At 49.0% G+C, this 15,740-nt stretch carries 14 protein-coding genes and 1 other RNA gene; 8 read left to right on the top strand and 7 right to left on the bottom strand.

Annotated elements, in window-relative coordinates; all coding sequences use genetic code 11:
• The 7 genes from AAB400_04420 to AAB400_04450 all read right to left on the bottom strand — a co-directional run.
• On the bottom strand, positions 1-199 hold a 199-nt coding region (locus tag AAB400_04420), incomplete at its 3' end, for a type II toxin-antitoxin system HicB family antitoxin (protein ID MEK7649125.1).
• Between the two features lie 53 nt (positions 200-252).
• Entirely contained in the window at positions 253-900 is a 648-nt protein-coding gene (locus AAB400_04425; GenBank protein ID MEK7649126.1) for a hypothetical protein, read from the bottom strand.
• A 1-nt stretch (position 901) separates the two neighbouring features.
• Entirely contained in the window at positions 902-1,585 is a 684-nt protein-coding gene (locus AAB400_04430; GenBank protein ID MEK7649127.1) for a hypothetical protein, read from the bottom strand.
• A gap of 117 nt (positions 1,586-1,702) precedes the next feature.
• On the bottom strand, positions 1,703-6,484 hold the full coding sequence (locus AAB400_04435) for a hypothetical protein (GenBank protein ID MEK7649128.1): 4,782 nt from the start codon (positions 6,482-6,484) through the stop codon (positions 1,703-1,705).
• A 154-nt stretch (positions 6,485-6,638) separates the two neighbouring features.
• Complete coding sequence (locus tag AAB400_04440) at positions 6,639-7,658, bottom strand: DUF5667 domain-containing protein (protein MEK7649129.1); 1,020 nt, start codon at positions 7,656-7,658, stop codon at positions 6,639-6,641.
• A gap of 178 nt (positions 7,659-7,836) precedes the next feature.
• Complete coding sequence (locus AAB400_04445; GenBank protein ID MEK7649130.1) at positions 7,837-8,382, bottom strand: RNA polymerase sigma factor; 546 nt, start codon at positions 8,380-8,382, stop codon at positions 7,837-7,839.
• Positions 8,383-8,439: 57 nt separating this feature from the next.
• Entirely contained in the window at positions 8,440-9,483 is a 1,044-nt protein-coding gene (locus AAB400_04450; protein MEK7649131.1) for an AI-2E family transporter, read from the bottom strand.
• Positions 9,484-9,511: 28 nt separating this feature from the next.
• Between AAB400_04450 and smpB the strand changes: the two genes are divergently transcribed.
• The 8 genes from smpB (at position 9,512) to infB (ending at position 15,737) form a co-directional block, all read left to right on the top strand.
• Positions 9,512-9,973 carry an SsrA-binding protein SmpB gene (smpB, locus tag AAB400_04455; protein MEK7649132.1) on the top strand — a complete coding sequence of 154 codons (462 nt, stop codon included), beginning with the start codon at positions 9,512-9,514 and terminating at the stop codon, positions 9,971-9,973.
• Positions 9,953-10,360, top strand: a transfer-messenger RNA (tmRNA) gene (gene ssrA, locus AAB400_04460). Before smpB ends, ssrA begins: the two co-directional genes overlap by 21 nt.
• A gap of 24 nt (positions 10,361-10,384) precedes the next feature.
• Complete coding sequence (infC, locus tag AAB400_04465) at positions 10,385-10,945, top strand: translation initiation factor IF-3 (GenBank protein ID MEK7649133.1); 561 nt, start codon at positions 10,385-10,387, stop codon at positions 10,943-10,945.
• A gap of 11 nt (positions 10,946-10,956) precedes the next feature.
• Positions 10,957-11,154: a 50S ribosomal protein L35 gene (locus AAB400_04470; protein MEK7649134.1), complete on the top strand. Its 198-nt coding sequence runs from the start codon at positions 10,957-10,959 to the stop codon at positions 11,152-11,154.
• 6 nt (positions 11,155-11,160) lie between these two features.
• Positions 11,161-11,514, top strand: coding sequence for a 50S ribosomal protein L20 (gene rplT, locus AAB400_04475; GenBank protein ID MEK7649135.1), 354 nt, complete (start codon positions 11,161-11,163; stop codon positions 11,512-11,514).
• A gap of 319 nt (positions 11,515-11,833) precedes the next feature.
• Positions 11,834-12,364 carry a hypothetical protein gene (locus AAB400_04480; protein ID MEK7649136.1) on the top strand — a complete coding sequence of 177 codons (531 nt, stop codon included), beginning with the start codon at positions 11,834-11,836 and terminating at the stop codon, positions 12,362-12,364.
• A 9-nt stretch (positions 12,365-12,373) separates the two neighbouring features.
• Positions 12,374-13,543: an ATP-binding protein gene (locus AAB400_04485; protein ID MEK7649137.1), complete on the top strand. Its 1,170-nt coding sequence runs from the start codon at positions 12,374-12,376 to the stop codon at positions 13,541-13,543.
• Positions 13,544-13,751: 208 nt separating this feature from the next.
• Positions 13,752-15,737 (top strand): translation initiation factor IF-2, encoded by a 1,986-nt coding sequence (gene infB, locus AAB400_04490; GenBank protein ID MEK7649138.1) that lies wholly within the window; start codon positions 13,752-13,754, stop codon positions 15,735-15,737.
• Positions 15,738-15,740 lie beyond the last annotated feature (3 nt).

A 15,740-nucleotide genomic window follows, 5' to 3' on the forward strand; every position in this document is an offset into this window, starting at 1 on the left:
CGGGAATATCCTCTCCTGCACGCAATTTCAAGATCATCCATTCTTCAAGAACTTCCTGCAATTCTTTACGGCAATCTTCCAAGTGCGTAGCTTGCGCCCATACGCCCTGAAGCAATGGAAGTTCACCGAAATAGCTTCCGTCTTCCAAGAGCTTATATTTTGCAATTTTTAATTGTTCTTCTATGTATTCACTCAACATATCTTCTCTTTGTAGTATCCGTCATGGCTTAAGTGTCGTCAAGCTATCCCGCACTATTTTTCGCGGTTGAGGATTTCTTGCAGGTACTCATGGGCTTCAGAAAGCATTCCATGGGATTCCAAAAAGGCTGCATAGGCACGCATAAGGTCGATATGATTTGCTGTTGCGACAAGACCTTTTAAATACATTCCGCGCGCTTCATCCAGATTATGGAGAGTAGCGGCATAAAACTGCGCATAGGCATCGTAGGACTTCCAACCGTAAGGTTCGGCATCTAGTGCGGCTTCGAAAGCTTTTTTTGCTCCCCGGTAATCTTTCATGCGGATAAGAACACTGGCGCTATGCAAGTGGGTGTCGGCATTGCGCATGTCCTGTTTGAGCGCTTTGACATAGGCATCTTTTGCTTTTTGGAGATAACCGAGCTTTTCATAGAGTTCGCCAAGCTTAGTGTACTGCCGTGCAAGACCCTGCCCCTCTCCCCCATCCCCGCGCTGAATGCCGTTATGAATGCCGACGATTTCTTTTTCGATTGAAGTTCTCTCATCCGGAGACAGTTGGACTTCAACAACCCCATGCGCTGCGCGCGCATTCTGTGCAGTTACAAATCGAATAGCGTTCGGCAGAGAAAACACGCCCCCGAGCACGGCGAAAAAAATAAGAGCAATAACAGCGCTATCTCTCCTGGGGTTCTGAAACAGCATATTATTTTGGCAGCTTTTGTTGGAGGTTTTTGATTTCAGCCTCCACTGCCTGCCGGTTTTGTTCCTGCGGGCTTAACGCCAGCCATTGTTGGTAGGTTTCGACAGCTCTGTCTGCCATGCCGTTGTCTCGGTAATAGCCACCCAAGAGAAGCAAGAACAGCGTACTTCGTGTTTTTTCAAAAGCTGTTTTGTAGAGTGCCGGGAGCTCGCCCTGCTTATCCAGCAGATAATACGTATAGAGCTCACCAAGCGCTTCGTAACCCAGGGGCTTATCCGGCACGCGTTCGATAGCAAGTTTCGCGTAGGTTTCCGCCTTGCCGTATTCCTTGGTTTGAATATACAGATGCGTCAGGTTCCAAAAGACTACCGAGGCATTGGGCGCGCGCTCGAGGGCTTTAAGATAATTACTTTCGGCATTTGTGTAATCTTGAATGCCGTACTGGCTGGATCCAAGATCCACATAGTTTTGGGCGTCTTTGGGGTTGGCATGAACTGCCCGATAGGCGCTTTTCAGATACTGCTTTCTTGAGTCAAAACCCGGTAGGTTTTTGTGGTTCTGTTCATACAGATAATAGGCTATATCCCCCCCATAGATTCGGTAGGCAACAAATGCGCCGGCACCGGCGGCAAGTAAGATGCCCAGCAGTACAAGTGTTGGCAGTAATTGTCTTAATTTGACATTCATATATTTGTTTGAAAAATATAGCCGTTTGGCGCAATAAAAGCAAGACCCCTCCGAAGTACATCGGAGGGGTCGTTGCGTTTCCTAGCTACGCTTTTTGGCTACGAAGCCCGAGAAAGCTTAGTAGGTGACGGTGTTGCCGTAGACTGGATAGTTGTCTGCGACATCCATCATACCGCCTGCTGAGGTGACGGTGCTCGTACCTGCAGCTAAGCCACTCGCTGCCACACTGTAGAGTGTTACGAATGGAGTTGCGATATTTGAACCTGCAAGAGGCGTGAGCGTTACAACTGCTGCTGCGCTTGCTGCTGTGGCCTGCGCTGCCAAGGTGGCATTTGCATTCCATGCAGCGGCAATTGCTGTTGCAGCTGTTGTCGTGGTTCCGCCTACTACACCGGTATCAACCGACTGGCCATGGGCAAGGATTCTGAAGGTATTCGTTCCTGCGCCATCTACTGCGGTAACGGTAAGGGTTACAGTCATAGGCACGCTGTTTGCGCCTGCTGCTGCTTCCGAACCGTAGCGGTTGTTGACGTCAACATAGTCCCAGCGAACGCCGCCGAGATTGTTGCCTGCAGCCTGTGCTGCTCCGCGACCGACATACTGTCCTGCGCCGGCTGAACCGTCAAGGAACACGCCTGCCGTCACTGAGCCAGACGTAACGCCTGCTTTGACGTTCGAAGTGTTTGCCTTGATCACGAGTTGTGATGGTGAACCGGGAGAGACAATAATCGGGGTGTTGAGCAAGAACTGCACGTAGTTGCCCGTGTTCATGCGCATGGTCTGCGATGCTGCACCGAGCAGTACCGAACCTGCTGTTGCGCCCGTGCCGCCGGTAACGACGTTCACAGTTGCACCAAGGTCACGGTTGTTCTGCCAGAGCTGCCATCCGCTAATACCACCGCCGGCAGTTGCGCTGTTTGAAGCGCCAAATGCCATTGCGGCAGCAGCTGCGTATGCACCGGTGCCGGAAACGGCATAGGTGTCAGCAAAACCTGCGACTGAAGTAAGCGTAAGCGTTCCGCCAGCAACTGTCGCTGAAACAATCTTATTGATAACGGGATGAGCGTTAACAATGACTGCCATATTGGTTGCTTCGGTTGCAGCTACATCATTGGCATCGGCGATGGTGATCGTCGTGCCGTTCACTACAAGCGTTGAAGCTGCAGCGTTTGCCGCAACTACGATAGCCGTAGTCGACTGTGCGGTCGAGTACGAACCGGAGGTCTTCAGCGTGACCGAGCTCAGACGAAGATCTCGAGTGCCGTCCGACTTCACGTCGAAGGTTGCAAGTGCCTGGCCCGACTGCGGAGACTGCGTGCCGCCCAATGAACTTGCGTTCAGGGTGACTGCCGCTTCCGTGTTGTGGTTGACCATGGCATTCGACTGGAAGTTCAGGTTGCCGTTCACAGCTGCCGTGTTTGCCTGGGCAGTGTCGAAGGCTGCCAAACGTCCGCCGAGGGTCGTATCGACTGCATCGGCCTGTGCGGTTCCTGCAGCGGTCAATGTTACAACATTTGTCGTTGTATCGGTTGCCGCAACCAAGAAGCCTGCGCCGCCGTTTGTTTCGTTGGCATCACCGAAATCGCCATCGTTGTTGAAGTCGATTGCAACGCGGTGGTTGACTACGAATTGTGATGCATCGTTGACAGTGACTGTTGCTGCTGTATCGGCATTGTCATTGTTTGCTGCTGTGCCGACTGTGCCTCCGGATACGCGTACGGTAGTGCCGGATGATGCACCGCTGTACTCATAGTACGTTGGGGCAAAGAAGCTCTGTTGACCGACTGCCTGGACGCCGGAACCCGTTGAGGTTCCTTTGAGCCAGAGAACGGTCGGAGATGCGCCCTTGGCAACCGTGAAGTTGAGATTGGTGAACTTGATTTCATTGTTCACAATCTGTGCATTCTGGCCTACTTGGGTGCCGCCTGCAAAGAGCTTGAGGTCGGCATAGTTGCCGGCTCCGTTTGCACCTGCAAAATAGAGCTTGCCGAGCTTGATATTCTCCGCATTGGTGTTTTCCGAGACCTTGAGTGCAAGGAGCGGAACGTCAACCATTGCTGCGTGGACCACCTGTTGGATCGGGGTATCTGTTGGGCTCGAGGTGAGCGTCAGAGTACCGTTCGCAACCATAGTGACCGATTGGCCGCTCTGTGCGGTTGCAGTCACGGTTGTCTGTGATTGCGCACCTACAGCAGCTGTTACACTGAGCTGCATCTGGAGAAGATCTGCGCCGGCTCCTGCAACAGAATCGAAGGCATTGGAGACATCTGCATAGATATCAACCATGACTGTTCCTGATGCGGGGACTTTCAAGCTGCCGGTGAAGGTTGAAGCGCTTCCTGCCGTTGGGCTTGAAGTCGGCGTGCCGAATGCTGTCTCACCCACTTTGAGGGTAAGGTTGCTGATGCCTGCCACAACCGCTGCGGCTGTGAACAATGCAGAGTTCGGGTTGCCTGCGGTGTTGGTACCGGTCGTCAAGCCCATAGTTGTGACCGTGACGTCTTCAGCAGGACCTGCCTGGACGTTGAACGATCCCACCTTCAAGTTTGCGCCGCCCTTCACCAAGTTGGTTGGGTTGTACGCAGAGTTTGAAGAAACCGTAAGGCTTGTGACATCAACCTGGCGCTGATTGCCGGTAACGGTTGATGCTGTTGTGACGAAGTTGTTAGACGAGATGCGGCGTGCATAGAAGCCGGTGATGGTCACGGTATACGCATCTGCACTATCCGCCTGTTGGGCAAGATCCGAAACAAACACGAGTTTGCTCGTTGTGCCCGCTTTGACGGTGTGGAAGGTATTCAAGGTGACCTGCGTGGCTGTCAGGGCACCTGCACCCGTGTTCGTAACGACATTGTTGTTGCCGATGGTAAGATTCGCATCTGCATACAGAGTCGTAGTGAGCGCGGATGAGCTGTAGATGGTTGCGCCAAGATCGTTATTCATCTTTACGGTTCCCGAGAGGGCATGGCGATTGGTGGTCAATTCATTGGTACCATCGCTGGTAATGCCGAATGTGACGCGCTGCAATTCCATGTCTTCGCCGAATGCCTTCACATCAAACGATGCGAGGGTAACATTCGTGGAGCCCGGAGCAAGTTTGCCTGATGGCGAATCAGACGATTTTGAGAGGGTGATTGAACCCTGGCGGAACTGAACGGCATTTGCCACATCGCCTGCGCCTGTACCATCACCGACCGGGAAGGTCTGAGTGGTGGTTGGCAGGATGCCTGCGCCGGTGCTGGTGCCATAGAGTTCAATATCATAATCGTTCTGAACGGTCAGGTTGATGGTGCGGCTTGCGCTGTTTGCCGCGCCCGGGATGTCGATAGAAACGCTAACATCGCGCTGTTGGCCTTTTGCAATCTCATACGGCGCCGCCGAGAGATCGAAGACCATCTTGCTTGCCGTTGCATTTGCAAGAGTCGCAATGGTTTTGCCTGCCTGATCTTTGAGGGTGATATTTGCATAGTCACCGTCTGCCGCTGAACCGTTGTTGTACAGGGTCAAGCGATTGAGTTTCATGTTCTCCTGGCCGCTTGTTTCCTGGAGGCGGAATTTTGCAACATCATAGTTCTTCAGACCGAGATCGATCTGAGTTGGTGTTGCGATAGTGCCGCCGGCAACAGTCTGCGAAGTCAAGGCTGCTGAAGCGATCGTTCCTGCGCCAGCAACAACGCCGAAGGTGCTGCCCCCAAGCGGGAAGGTGCCTTTTGCCGTTGCGCCGTCAGTTGCGATATCGCCTGCTGCCATTGCATTGATTGCAAGAGTACCACTATTCACGCCTGCTGCGATATTAACTTTCGCATAGAGTGTGGTTGAGGTGCCTTTTGCAACGGTGATCGGATCATTCGTGAAACCAAGTGTTGATTTCTGTGAGCCGAATGTTGCGATGCTGCCATGGCGTCGGCCGGTGGCATCATACACGCCTACGCCACTCACATTGGAATCCTGCAAAATGCCGGATTTGGTGAGTGTAAGACCGGTAACTTTTACATCGCCATCTGCGCTTGCAGTCAATTTGAGAGCAAGCATGGTGATGTATGCGCTGCCGCCTGCAACCGTCAAACCGTTCGGGTTTGCTTTTGCAAAGGCTGCTGTATCAAGTTCGACTGTCAACCCGGTACCCTTTGGCGCTGTTGGCGTTGTTGGGGTGGTGGGGGTTGTTGGAGTCGTAGGAGTTGTCGGAGTTGTTGGCGCTGCTGCTGCGGGGAATGCCATTGCAAGGCCTGCTTCTTTTGCTGTAACATCTGTGCCTTTTGCAAGACCGGATACATCAGCTGCTGCAGGAGCCTGCAAGTACTTCTCCACATAGCCGTTTGCCGCAAATGCGCCGTTCGCAAACGAGCGGGCTGCACTGCCATCCCAGAACATCATCATCGTCGAGCCTGCTGGCTTGTAGAGATATCCTGCTGGGGGTGTTGCGCCGAGAGCGTCGCCCATCATGTAGTTGGGGAAGAATGCATCCGGAACATCGTGAATCTGCTTGTTCCAGTTGCTGCCCCACCACTTCTTGGCGACATCTTCTGAAGGAATATAGCGAAGCTTGCCTCCCGGTTCGACGGCATAGACCTTCGGATCGGTGGTGATCTTCACTAAGTTGGTACCAGGACGGTAGGCCATGTTGCCCTTGAGCGGTAAGGCTGCAAGGTCAGCATCACTAAGGGTTTTGACACCCTTGAAATCCTGGAACCATGTTTTATAGGTTTTTTCGTTCGGGAACGTGTACCGGCCGCCGTTCATGTAGTAGTACACCGAATTTCCTGAGGCTTTGACGAGATCGCCATCCATCGGCGCTGCTGCTGCAGGCATGATGGAAGCAAAACCGATGCCCCACAAAATCGTGGTGGTCGCTACTGAACCGGTCAGAACGCGTTTTCCCGTTGAGAGAATTCTGTTCATAAGTTAGGTTTTGGACCTTTTTATAAGAGTTAGTCTACAAACATTACCTGGGGCAACTTGCGGCACGTGCCACAATCGACTTTTGCTGCTTCAGGCGCCTTTCTGCCATAGCAGGAAACATTGTATCAACAGAAGAGCACTGATATTAATGTGGTTAATTTCGTTTTTTGCCATCAACGGGGGCGTTGTTTGCCGTATCCCGCAATGCTCGCTCGATATGAGTAATAGTATCCTTAGATTTGGTTATTTTTTCAAGTGCGAGTTTAAATTCTTTTTTATCTATATCTTCTTGGGCTTTCTCAAGCAGGCCTGCGGCTTCGTTCTTCTGCTTGATAAGGTCGTCGCGGCTTTGGGGCTGATTCACTGTTGCAAGCGTCACTTTCATCTCAAGGCTGCCAAGCTTTGCCGTCATACTTCGTATCTCATCAACCAATTGAGAGGCAATCGCCGCATCGGTGAGACCGGCGCTTACTCCCCGATCAACAATCACTTCCAGAGCTTTCTGGTCAGCCTGTTGAACGGACGACTGGACATCGGCGATCTTTGACTGCGATCCTAACGGAATTTTCAATGCGCCAAGCTCCTGCCGCGTAGATGCTGTCTGCTGTTTGATCGTATTTGCCAGAGACACAGCTTTTACCGGCTCGTCGATGGCATCCAAACTTTCTTGTGCCGTTGAAAGATTCTGCGAGAGGGTATCTGCAACAGTTCCCACTTGCTGTTCTTTCTGCTCATCGGAAAGCGGAGCATTGGAAAGCGCGCGCAATTCTGCAAGGCGACGGCTGACACGTTCAAGTTCCGCCTCTCCCCTGTCTTGGGGGGAGACAAATGCCATGCGCACTTCCTCATTGGTCTGCTTCACAGCATAGAGTGGGTCGCCCGGCAAACTCCTCTCGGCAACAAACACTATGCCGCTTCCCGCTACAATAAGTACCGAAAGTGCCGCTGCAAGATGGAAGGGACGCGCAAACACAATGCCAAACGTCATGTGGTATGCGCTTCGTGCTCCCTCGGTAAGAAAAACAAAGGTTTTTTGGGAAAATGGAACAGCCACATCCTTTGTGCCCTGCGAGCGTATCTGGGATAAGAGAATATCCCGCGTCTTCGTTTTCCATTCAGACGAGGGCTTGATGGACTGCAGTTGCTGTACTCGTTTTATAAATGCTCGGTTCATAGAAACTCCTAAGAGTGATAGAAAAAACTCAAATGGAACATCCCCCTTTGAGTTTTTGTTTTTGTTATCGGTTTTTTTGTTTTTGCGCGGTCTTTGAATTCGGTCTTTTTTGTGTGGTCTTTTTGTGTTTCTAACTAATAAGACGGCTGGGAGTGAAAAGTGTTACAGTGCCCTACGTCTATGCGTCAATCATTTTCCGTAGCGCCTTGACTCCCCTATGAAGCAAAACACGCACCGCCCCGGGCGAGCTCTCCAAAATCGCCGCAATTTCCTTAATGGATAATTCATTCAGAAAATGGAGGACAATCACTTCCCGATACGCATCCTTCAGTTGCCGCAGAGATTCTTCTATTTTATTCAAATCCAGCTTGAGATCCATTTTCTCTTCGAGCGTAAGATCACTTCTGTCCGCCACAACGATTTCTGTTTCTTCAATACTTACCGGCGCGACGCCTTTCCGCCGGTAAAAATCCACCACAAGGTTCCGTGCAGTCCTATAGAGCAGTGCTTGGAAATACTGCACCTTTTTGCCGTCTCGGATGTAGTGCCATACTTTCAGAAACGTTTCCGCGGTAATGTCTTCAGCGTCTTGGGGGGTTGCAACCTTGAGATAGACAAATCGGTAAATTTTATCGATATACTGGTCGTACAACGGCGAAAAGGCCTCCGCGTCTCCGCGGCGGACCCTATAGAGCAAAATGCGTTCATTAAAACGGTTACTCATGGAAAACCAATTCTATCACAAAAAATGGATTCTGTACAGTGCCCCACCTCTTTTACGCTACTCCCCTTCTTCCTCTTTCTTTCGCGCGCCCAGGAGCTCCGACCCAACGGTTGTAATCATGGTTGCAACAGGAATGGCAAGTAATATGCCAAATAACCCCCCTATTTTAGCGCCTATAAGAAGCGCGACAATGCTGCCTAATGGGTTGAGGCCGACTGCTTTTTGCATGACGCGCGGAACAAGGAAGTGATTTTCGATATATTGAATAAGCCAATACGCGAGAAGGGTCCATAATGCCAACATCGGTGATTGGTTAAATGCAACAAACACCGCCGGCACGGCCGCAACAATCGGCCCGATAACAGGCATAAACTCAGTTAAGCCCCCAATGATTGCAAGAAGAAGAGCATAGTCAACCCCAAGAACCAATAAAACGACGAAGTCGAGGGAAAAGATTATAAGACTCAATGCCACCTGGCCGCGCAGCCACATGCCAACCCTGTCTTGCACTTTGGTGATAAGGTGGTCGACGTAGTCACGATATGATTGCGGAGTGAAAAAGTGAATTGCGTTGCGCAACGCCTTTTCTTCCACGATCATGTAAAACACGACGACGAAAATTAAAAAGATGGCAAAAATGCCGCTAATAAGATCAAAGAATTTCACGACAACGCCTCCTGCAAATTGGAGTGCATTTGATTGAATGGATTCAAAAGCACTCTTTGCTTGTTCCAAAATATTGACATCAGGACTGATTCCATGGAGCATCTCAATTACCTGATCAATATAGAATGGGAGTTTTTGGACAAAACGCGTGTACTCCAAGGAGAGTGGCGGAATCAGAAGCACCACGGCAAGCGTAAGCACTGCCAAAAAACTGGTAAAAATCAATGCGACCCCGATAATGCGATGGACATGGAATCGTTCCATTGTTTTAATAAACGGCGTAAGCGCCGATGACAATATGAGCGCCACAAACAGAATTGCGACCACGTCATGGATAACATACAAAAACCCCAAAGCCCCTGCGAGCATGAGGACCTTGGCGATAGTGAGTGAAGAAATGTTAACCGTAAAAACGGTGTCGCGTTGAGATGGCATAGAAATATCGTATGATGTATAGTACACGATTATGCCGCTTATCGCAACAAACAAACAAGCGTTTCATGATTACGATATCCTCGACACCTACGAGGCTGGTATTGTATTGCTTGGTCCTGAAGTCAAGTCGGTTCGAAACGGATCTATCAGTCTCAAGGGGAGCTATGTAAGCGTCCACGATGGCGAATTGTGGCTTATCAACGCGCATATCGGGCACTATGCCTCTGCGCCAAAAAAAGGCATTGATCCCACACGTAGCCGCAAGCTCCTTGTGCAAAAACGGGAAATGAAGCATATTATAGGGAAATTAAGTACTGCAGGCTTGACAGTAGTGCCTCTGAAGGTATATACTGCAAGAAATCGGATCAAGCTCGAGATAGGCATCGGCCGTGGCCGAAAAACCTATGAGAAACGTGAGCTTTTGAAAAAACGATCCATCGACCGCGAAATCAGACAAGTGCTCAAACGAGGGGATGCCGGGTATCGATAGGGGCATCAATAGAATAGAACGCACGTCGAGGATGGCTGCTCTTCCTCGTAAATCCTTACAGCCAACCATTCAAATGCAAACGCATTTGTAGGCAAGCTCCGGGCGCTTGCATCAGCATTCGTCCCGAACTTTGCTCTCGCAGTAGCGTAATCACGCAGCTGCCATCGGTACTTTTGACTCCTGATAAAAAGCTTCCGGTGTAATATCATCAGGATAGGGCGGCAGCTCTCGCAATCGGCTGCCATCCAAACCATCTTGATTTGCGCGTCATATGCCGTGGGTGTCGATTCCTTCATGGCATATGATTGAAATGATAATCGACTAAACGTGTAGTGCTTTGTTTTATTGGCCAACTAGACGCGGGTTCAACTCCCGCCATCTCCACCAAGGATCTTCCACTCTAATCTACCAATGCGAAAAAATTATAGAAAATCACGCGCGCGGCAAGAACCTGCGCGCCAATACCGCATCAACCGCCAGATCACTGCGCTGCAGGTGCGCTTGATCGACGATCAAGATGCGCATATCGGCGTTATGCCGCTCGCGGAAGCACTGCAACGTGCTACCGATTCTGAATGCGATCTTGTAGAAATCCAACCCCAAGCCGACCCACCGGTATGCCGCCTAACGGACTTTAATAAGCTCAAATACTCCCTCGACCGGGAATGGCGCAAGCAGCGAGCAAAGCAAAAGAAAGTGGAAGTAAAATGCATCCGGCTTTCGCTGCGCATTGGCGAACACGACCTTGCCGTACGCATGGCACAGGCAAAAAAGTTTCTTGAACAAAATGACAAAGTAAAAATCGAGCTTGCCCTGCGTGGGCGTGAACGCCAATTGGGAACGCTCGCCCGTGAAATTATCCGCCAATTCATTGATACTTTAAAAACCAAAGAAAACTTGCAGATTGCAACCGAAGGAGACGTCAACATGCAGGGGGGGAAATTGAACATCGTAATCGGACTTAAAGCCTAACCGAAAGCCATATGCCAAAAATGAAAACCCGAAAAACAGTTGCCAAACGCTTCCGCGTAACCACAAACGGCAAAGTAATCAAACGCTACTGCGGACAAAATCATTTCAATGCACGGAGTTCGAGTAATATTACTCGAAAAAAACGGCGCAATACATCAATGTCGAAAACGCTTGTCAAAACAATTCAAACATTAACGAATACTTTTTAATCCGTTATGCCTCGAGTAAAACGCGGTACAATACATCTCAAAAAACGCCGCAAACTTCTCAAAGAAGTAAAAGGATACAAATGGGGACGCAAAAAACTTATCAAGCTTGCCCGCCCGGCCATGCTGAAAGCCGGCGTCAACGCCTTCCGTGACCGACGCGCAAAAAAGCGGACGTTCCGTTCGCTCTGGCAGATCAAAATCAATGCTGCCTGCCGCGAACACGGCCTCACCTATAGCCGCTTTATTTCAATGCTTACCAAGGCGCACATAGGGCTGGATCGCAAAATCCTTGCCGACCTTGCAGAACACAACCCGGCAGTATTTGCACAAATTATCGAGAAAGTGGTAGCAACGGCATAGACCATCCATCCGATGCTGTGGCGATACCTTCATCGTTTTTTAGGACAAGCGAAATGTAGATACTGAATGACGCAACAATTGAATACCAAAAAAGAACCAAGGATTTGACATAGCCGATTGCGACTTAACGCTGAAGCGAAGTGCGCGACAGATAGGATTTATAGACCTGTTAATAAGTTAAGTTGACATCATTATGTATATTTAACTATAATTAAATATACATAATGCAATATAGATCCCCTATGTTAAAATTGATTCAGCTTGTACTTTCTGAAGTAAAGTATAAAAGTGTCGGAGTGCTCGAAGTTGTTGATTAAATATGAACCGGGCTTCCTCTCATACAAGAAGTATTGTTGCACTCTTCGTAATTGCACTCCTTATCTTCGCGGTTTTATTGATATGGAATAAGTATCCTTTTAGTGTAAAGCGGTATAAAACTATTGAATTAGGACTGCAGTCAGCAGAGAAAGTAGGCGACTCAACAGGATGGGCGCCTCCCTATGATAAAGTACCAGAAGAATCAGATTTTTTTGTATACTCACTTGGTGAAGAAACTATGTGTATTGGGTCGGACTGCGGTGTTGGAGGTTATTTCATAGAGTGTCTCGGGGGATGGATTTCGGGGTATAGGAACATAGGAGAAGTTGCAGATTACGGACTTAGGGATGCAGGGATAAACATCAATACACAACGGGTTATAACAATCGCTGATAAGGATGGGAGTATTGTTGGCATCTATCCAGGTGCTCGCATAAAAAATCTTCCTTATATCATGCGCAATCATCGCAAACTCATCTCTGTTGAAACATTTAATACATGCTCAGATATGATGCCAAGCCGGTGGAGATAACTACATTCTATGCATAGGATAAAACGTCATTTAGATTCCGTTATTCAGTCGCATTTTGATCGCCACAAAGGGCAGACACTTCTCTTGCTGGGAGCGCGTCAAGTTGGGAAAACGACGCTTCTTAAGCGCATCTTTCCAACAGCACAGTACCTATTGCTTGATAACGATCCAGTGCGGAAAAATTTTGAAACGTATGACATCAATACCTATCGGCAATTCATAAACCCAACAGACACGGTCATCATTGATGAGATTCAACTACTGCCCGATCCTGGTCGCGCGGCGAAGATTATTCATGATCAAATGCCTCAGGTTAAACTTATCGTGACCGGCTCGTCGGCGTTGCATATTAAAAATAGGTCAAGTGAGAGTTTGGCTGGACGGAAGATTGATTATCATTTGTTTCCCTTTACCTTTGCGGAATATCTCTACCAAATTGGAATAGAAGAGCATCTTTCCGATGAATTTTTCTCACGTCTCATGAGTGGACATCTTAATCCCCGCGCTCATCTTTTTGACTTGCGTGCTACGCTTTCGCGTATACTCACTGTCGGCCTCAGTCCATACCTTATCGATCATCCAAATAACGTGGAGTACCTCAAGGAACTCGCCACATCCGCAATATTTAAAGATATTTTAGAGTTAGATCTTATTGAAGACCGCCGAATGGCTGCCGATCTTTTGCGGCTTCTCGCCTATCAAATTGGGAATCTTATAAACTACAGTGAGCTTGCCTCACGCCTTGGTGCAGATCGGCGTACTGTGATGCGTTATATTTCGATTTTCGAACAGAGTTTTATTCTTTTTCGACTGACGCCGTTCACCGGAAATAGGCGGGATGAGATTGGCAAAGCTCCAAAAATTTATTTTTTTGACGTTGGATTGCGCAATGCAATAATTAATGATTTTTCCGATCCGTTTTTGCGTCGCGATTTTGGTGCACTCTTTGAAAATTTTATCATCAGCGAAGTATACAAGCATAATGCATACAGTGACAATGAGTGTCAGATGGCATTTTGGCGTACGACACAAGGAGCGGAGATCGATCTTATTTTACGCCATGGCGAGCAACTCATCGCATGTGAAATAAAGGGAACACAAAGGAGAGTGCCAGTCGCTTTTCGCAATCGTTACCCGCATGCACAAATGCTTATGATGACACCTGAAAACTTTTATTAGCTCAATGTCCAGCTCCTTGTGTGCAAAAAGCGTCCCACTGCTCTTTGAGAGTTGAGGTAAGATGTTTCTTAGTACGCTTACCGACTGCGTGTCTGATGTAGTGCCTTGAGGACAGCACATAGGACTGGAGGATTTGAACTGGCAGATCTTGTGGGGCTAAAAGCAAGGCTTCACTTTTTTTCGTATCTATGATACGCTTCTGTGTACTATGAATGTCTCAGAACTCGCACGAAGGCTCAAAATCACCACCAACCAACTGCATGAGGTGTTGCCGCAGATGGGTATTGATGTTGGGCGAAAAGCTGTGAAAATCGACGACCGCACCGCAAATAGAGTCTTGCGTACCTGGAGCCACTATCAACACCTTCTTATTAAAGATAAAGAGGAGGAGCAGGCTACTCCTGTTGTGCAAGAAAAAAAACGCGTCACACTCCCTCCTGTTATTACCGTGCGCGATTTTGCCGCCCTCTTGAATATACCCGTAACAAAACTGATCACTGTTCTTATGAACAACGGCATTCTAGCCGCGTTGAATGAGCGAATCGACTTCGATACGGCGGCAATTATATCCGAAGATCTTGGCTGTATTGTTGAACCGCAAAAAGAAACCGACTACACCGAAGAAACTCTTGCATTGAATCCGCTTAAAGATATTCTCGACCGCGAACCCACCCTTATTCCCCGCCCTCCCGTTGTTGTTATTATCGGCCACGTTGACCACGGCAAGACATCCCTCCTCGACAAAATTCGCACCACAAATGTGGTATCCGGCGAAGCAGGCGGCATCACACAACATATCGGGGCGTACCAAGTGAAAAAGAAAAAGAAAGATACCGGCGAAGAAAAACGCATCACGTTTATCGATACCCCGGGACACGAGGCCTTCACCACCATGCGCAGCCGCGGAGCAAAAGTTGCAGACATCGCCATTCTGGTCGTTGCGGCCGATGACGGCGTCAAACCCCAAACAATCGAATCAATCAAAATCATCAAAGCGGCGGGACTTCCCATTATTGTTGCAATCAACAAAATCGACAAACCCGATGCTGACATCGAACGAGTCAAGCGAGAACTTGCAGACAACGGACTTATCCCGGAAGATTGGAGCGGCACAACCATTTGCGTGCCGGTTTCAGCAAAAAAAGGCACCGGCATTGAGGACTTGTTGGACATGATCCTTCTGGTTGCGGATATGGAAAAAAGTACTATTGTTGCCAATCCGTCCGGCACCACTGTTGCAACGGTTATCGAATCCCATATCGATAGAAACGAGGGGCCGCTAGCAACGCTTCTTGTCCAAAATGGTACCCTCTGCCAAAACGATTATATTCTCCATGACAATACACTCTACGGCAAAGCACGGGCACTACGGGATTGGAATGGTTCGCCCGTTGCATCGGTTGAACCAAGTATGCCGGTTAAAATAGTCGGACTCAAAACAGCCCCCCTCATCGGCGACATGCTCTATGCAGCAAAGAAGCTTGATAAATCGGTTGAAAAGAATCTCAAGTACGAACGGGCGAGCGCTGCTATTATCGTAACGCCACGGCGGACAGAAGGTGAAAAGGAACACGCAAAAGCTGTTAAATTCATCCTCAAGACCGATACACTTGGATCGCTCGAAGCCATTGGCGGAGCCATGCTCAAAATCGACCACCCTGAAGTAAAGGTAAAAATTATTGCAAAAGACTTGGGCAATGTGACAACGGCAGATGTCCTGAGCGCAGAAGGCACGGGCGGGTTTATTGCAGGATTCCACGTAGCCGTCAACCAGAGCGCTGCGGAAATAGCCCGCGAAAAGAATGTGGAAATCAAGCTTTATAAAATTATTTACGAACTCATTGATGATATACGCTCGCGCGTAGAAGCACTCATCACTCCGGACGTCAATCGCATTATCCTCGGCACCCTTAAAGTGGTAAAAATATTCCGGAGCGAACCAAAAACAACTATTTTGGGCGGGCGTGTAGAAGAAGGCATTTTTGAAAAAGGCGCACGCGTTATGGTGATGCGGGGCGAGGACAAAATCACCGAAGGCAAAATCGGCCTTGTGAAATCCGGCAAAACAGATGTTCCATCAGCCCAGTCAGGCCAGGAATGCGGCATTCAATTTGATGGCAAATCACTCATCAAAGAAGGAGATGTGCTCAAAGCCTATCGTGAAGAAAAAATACAGGGAACTCTTGAAGCGTAAAAC

This window comes from Patescibacteria group bacterium (genome assembly GCA_038065255.1).
Lineage (GTDB): Bacteria > Patescibacteriota > Patescibacteriia > JACQRZ01 > JACQRZ01 > JBBTRI01.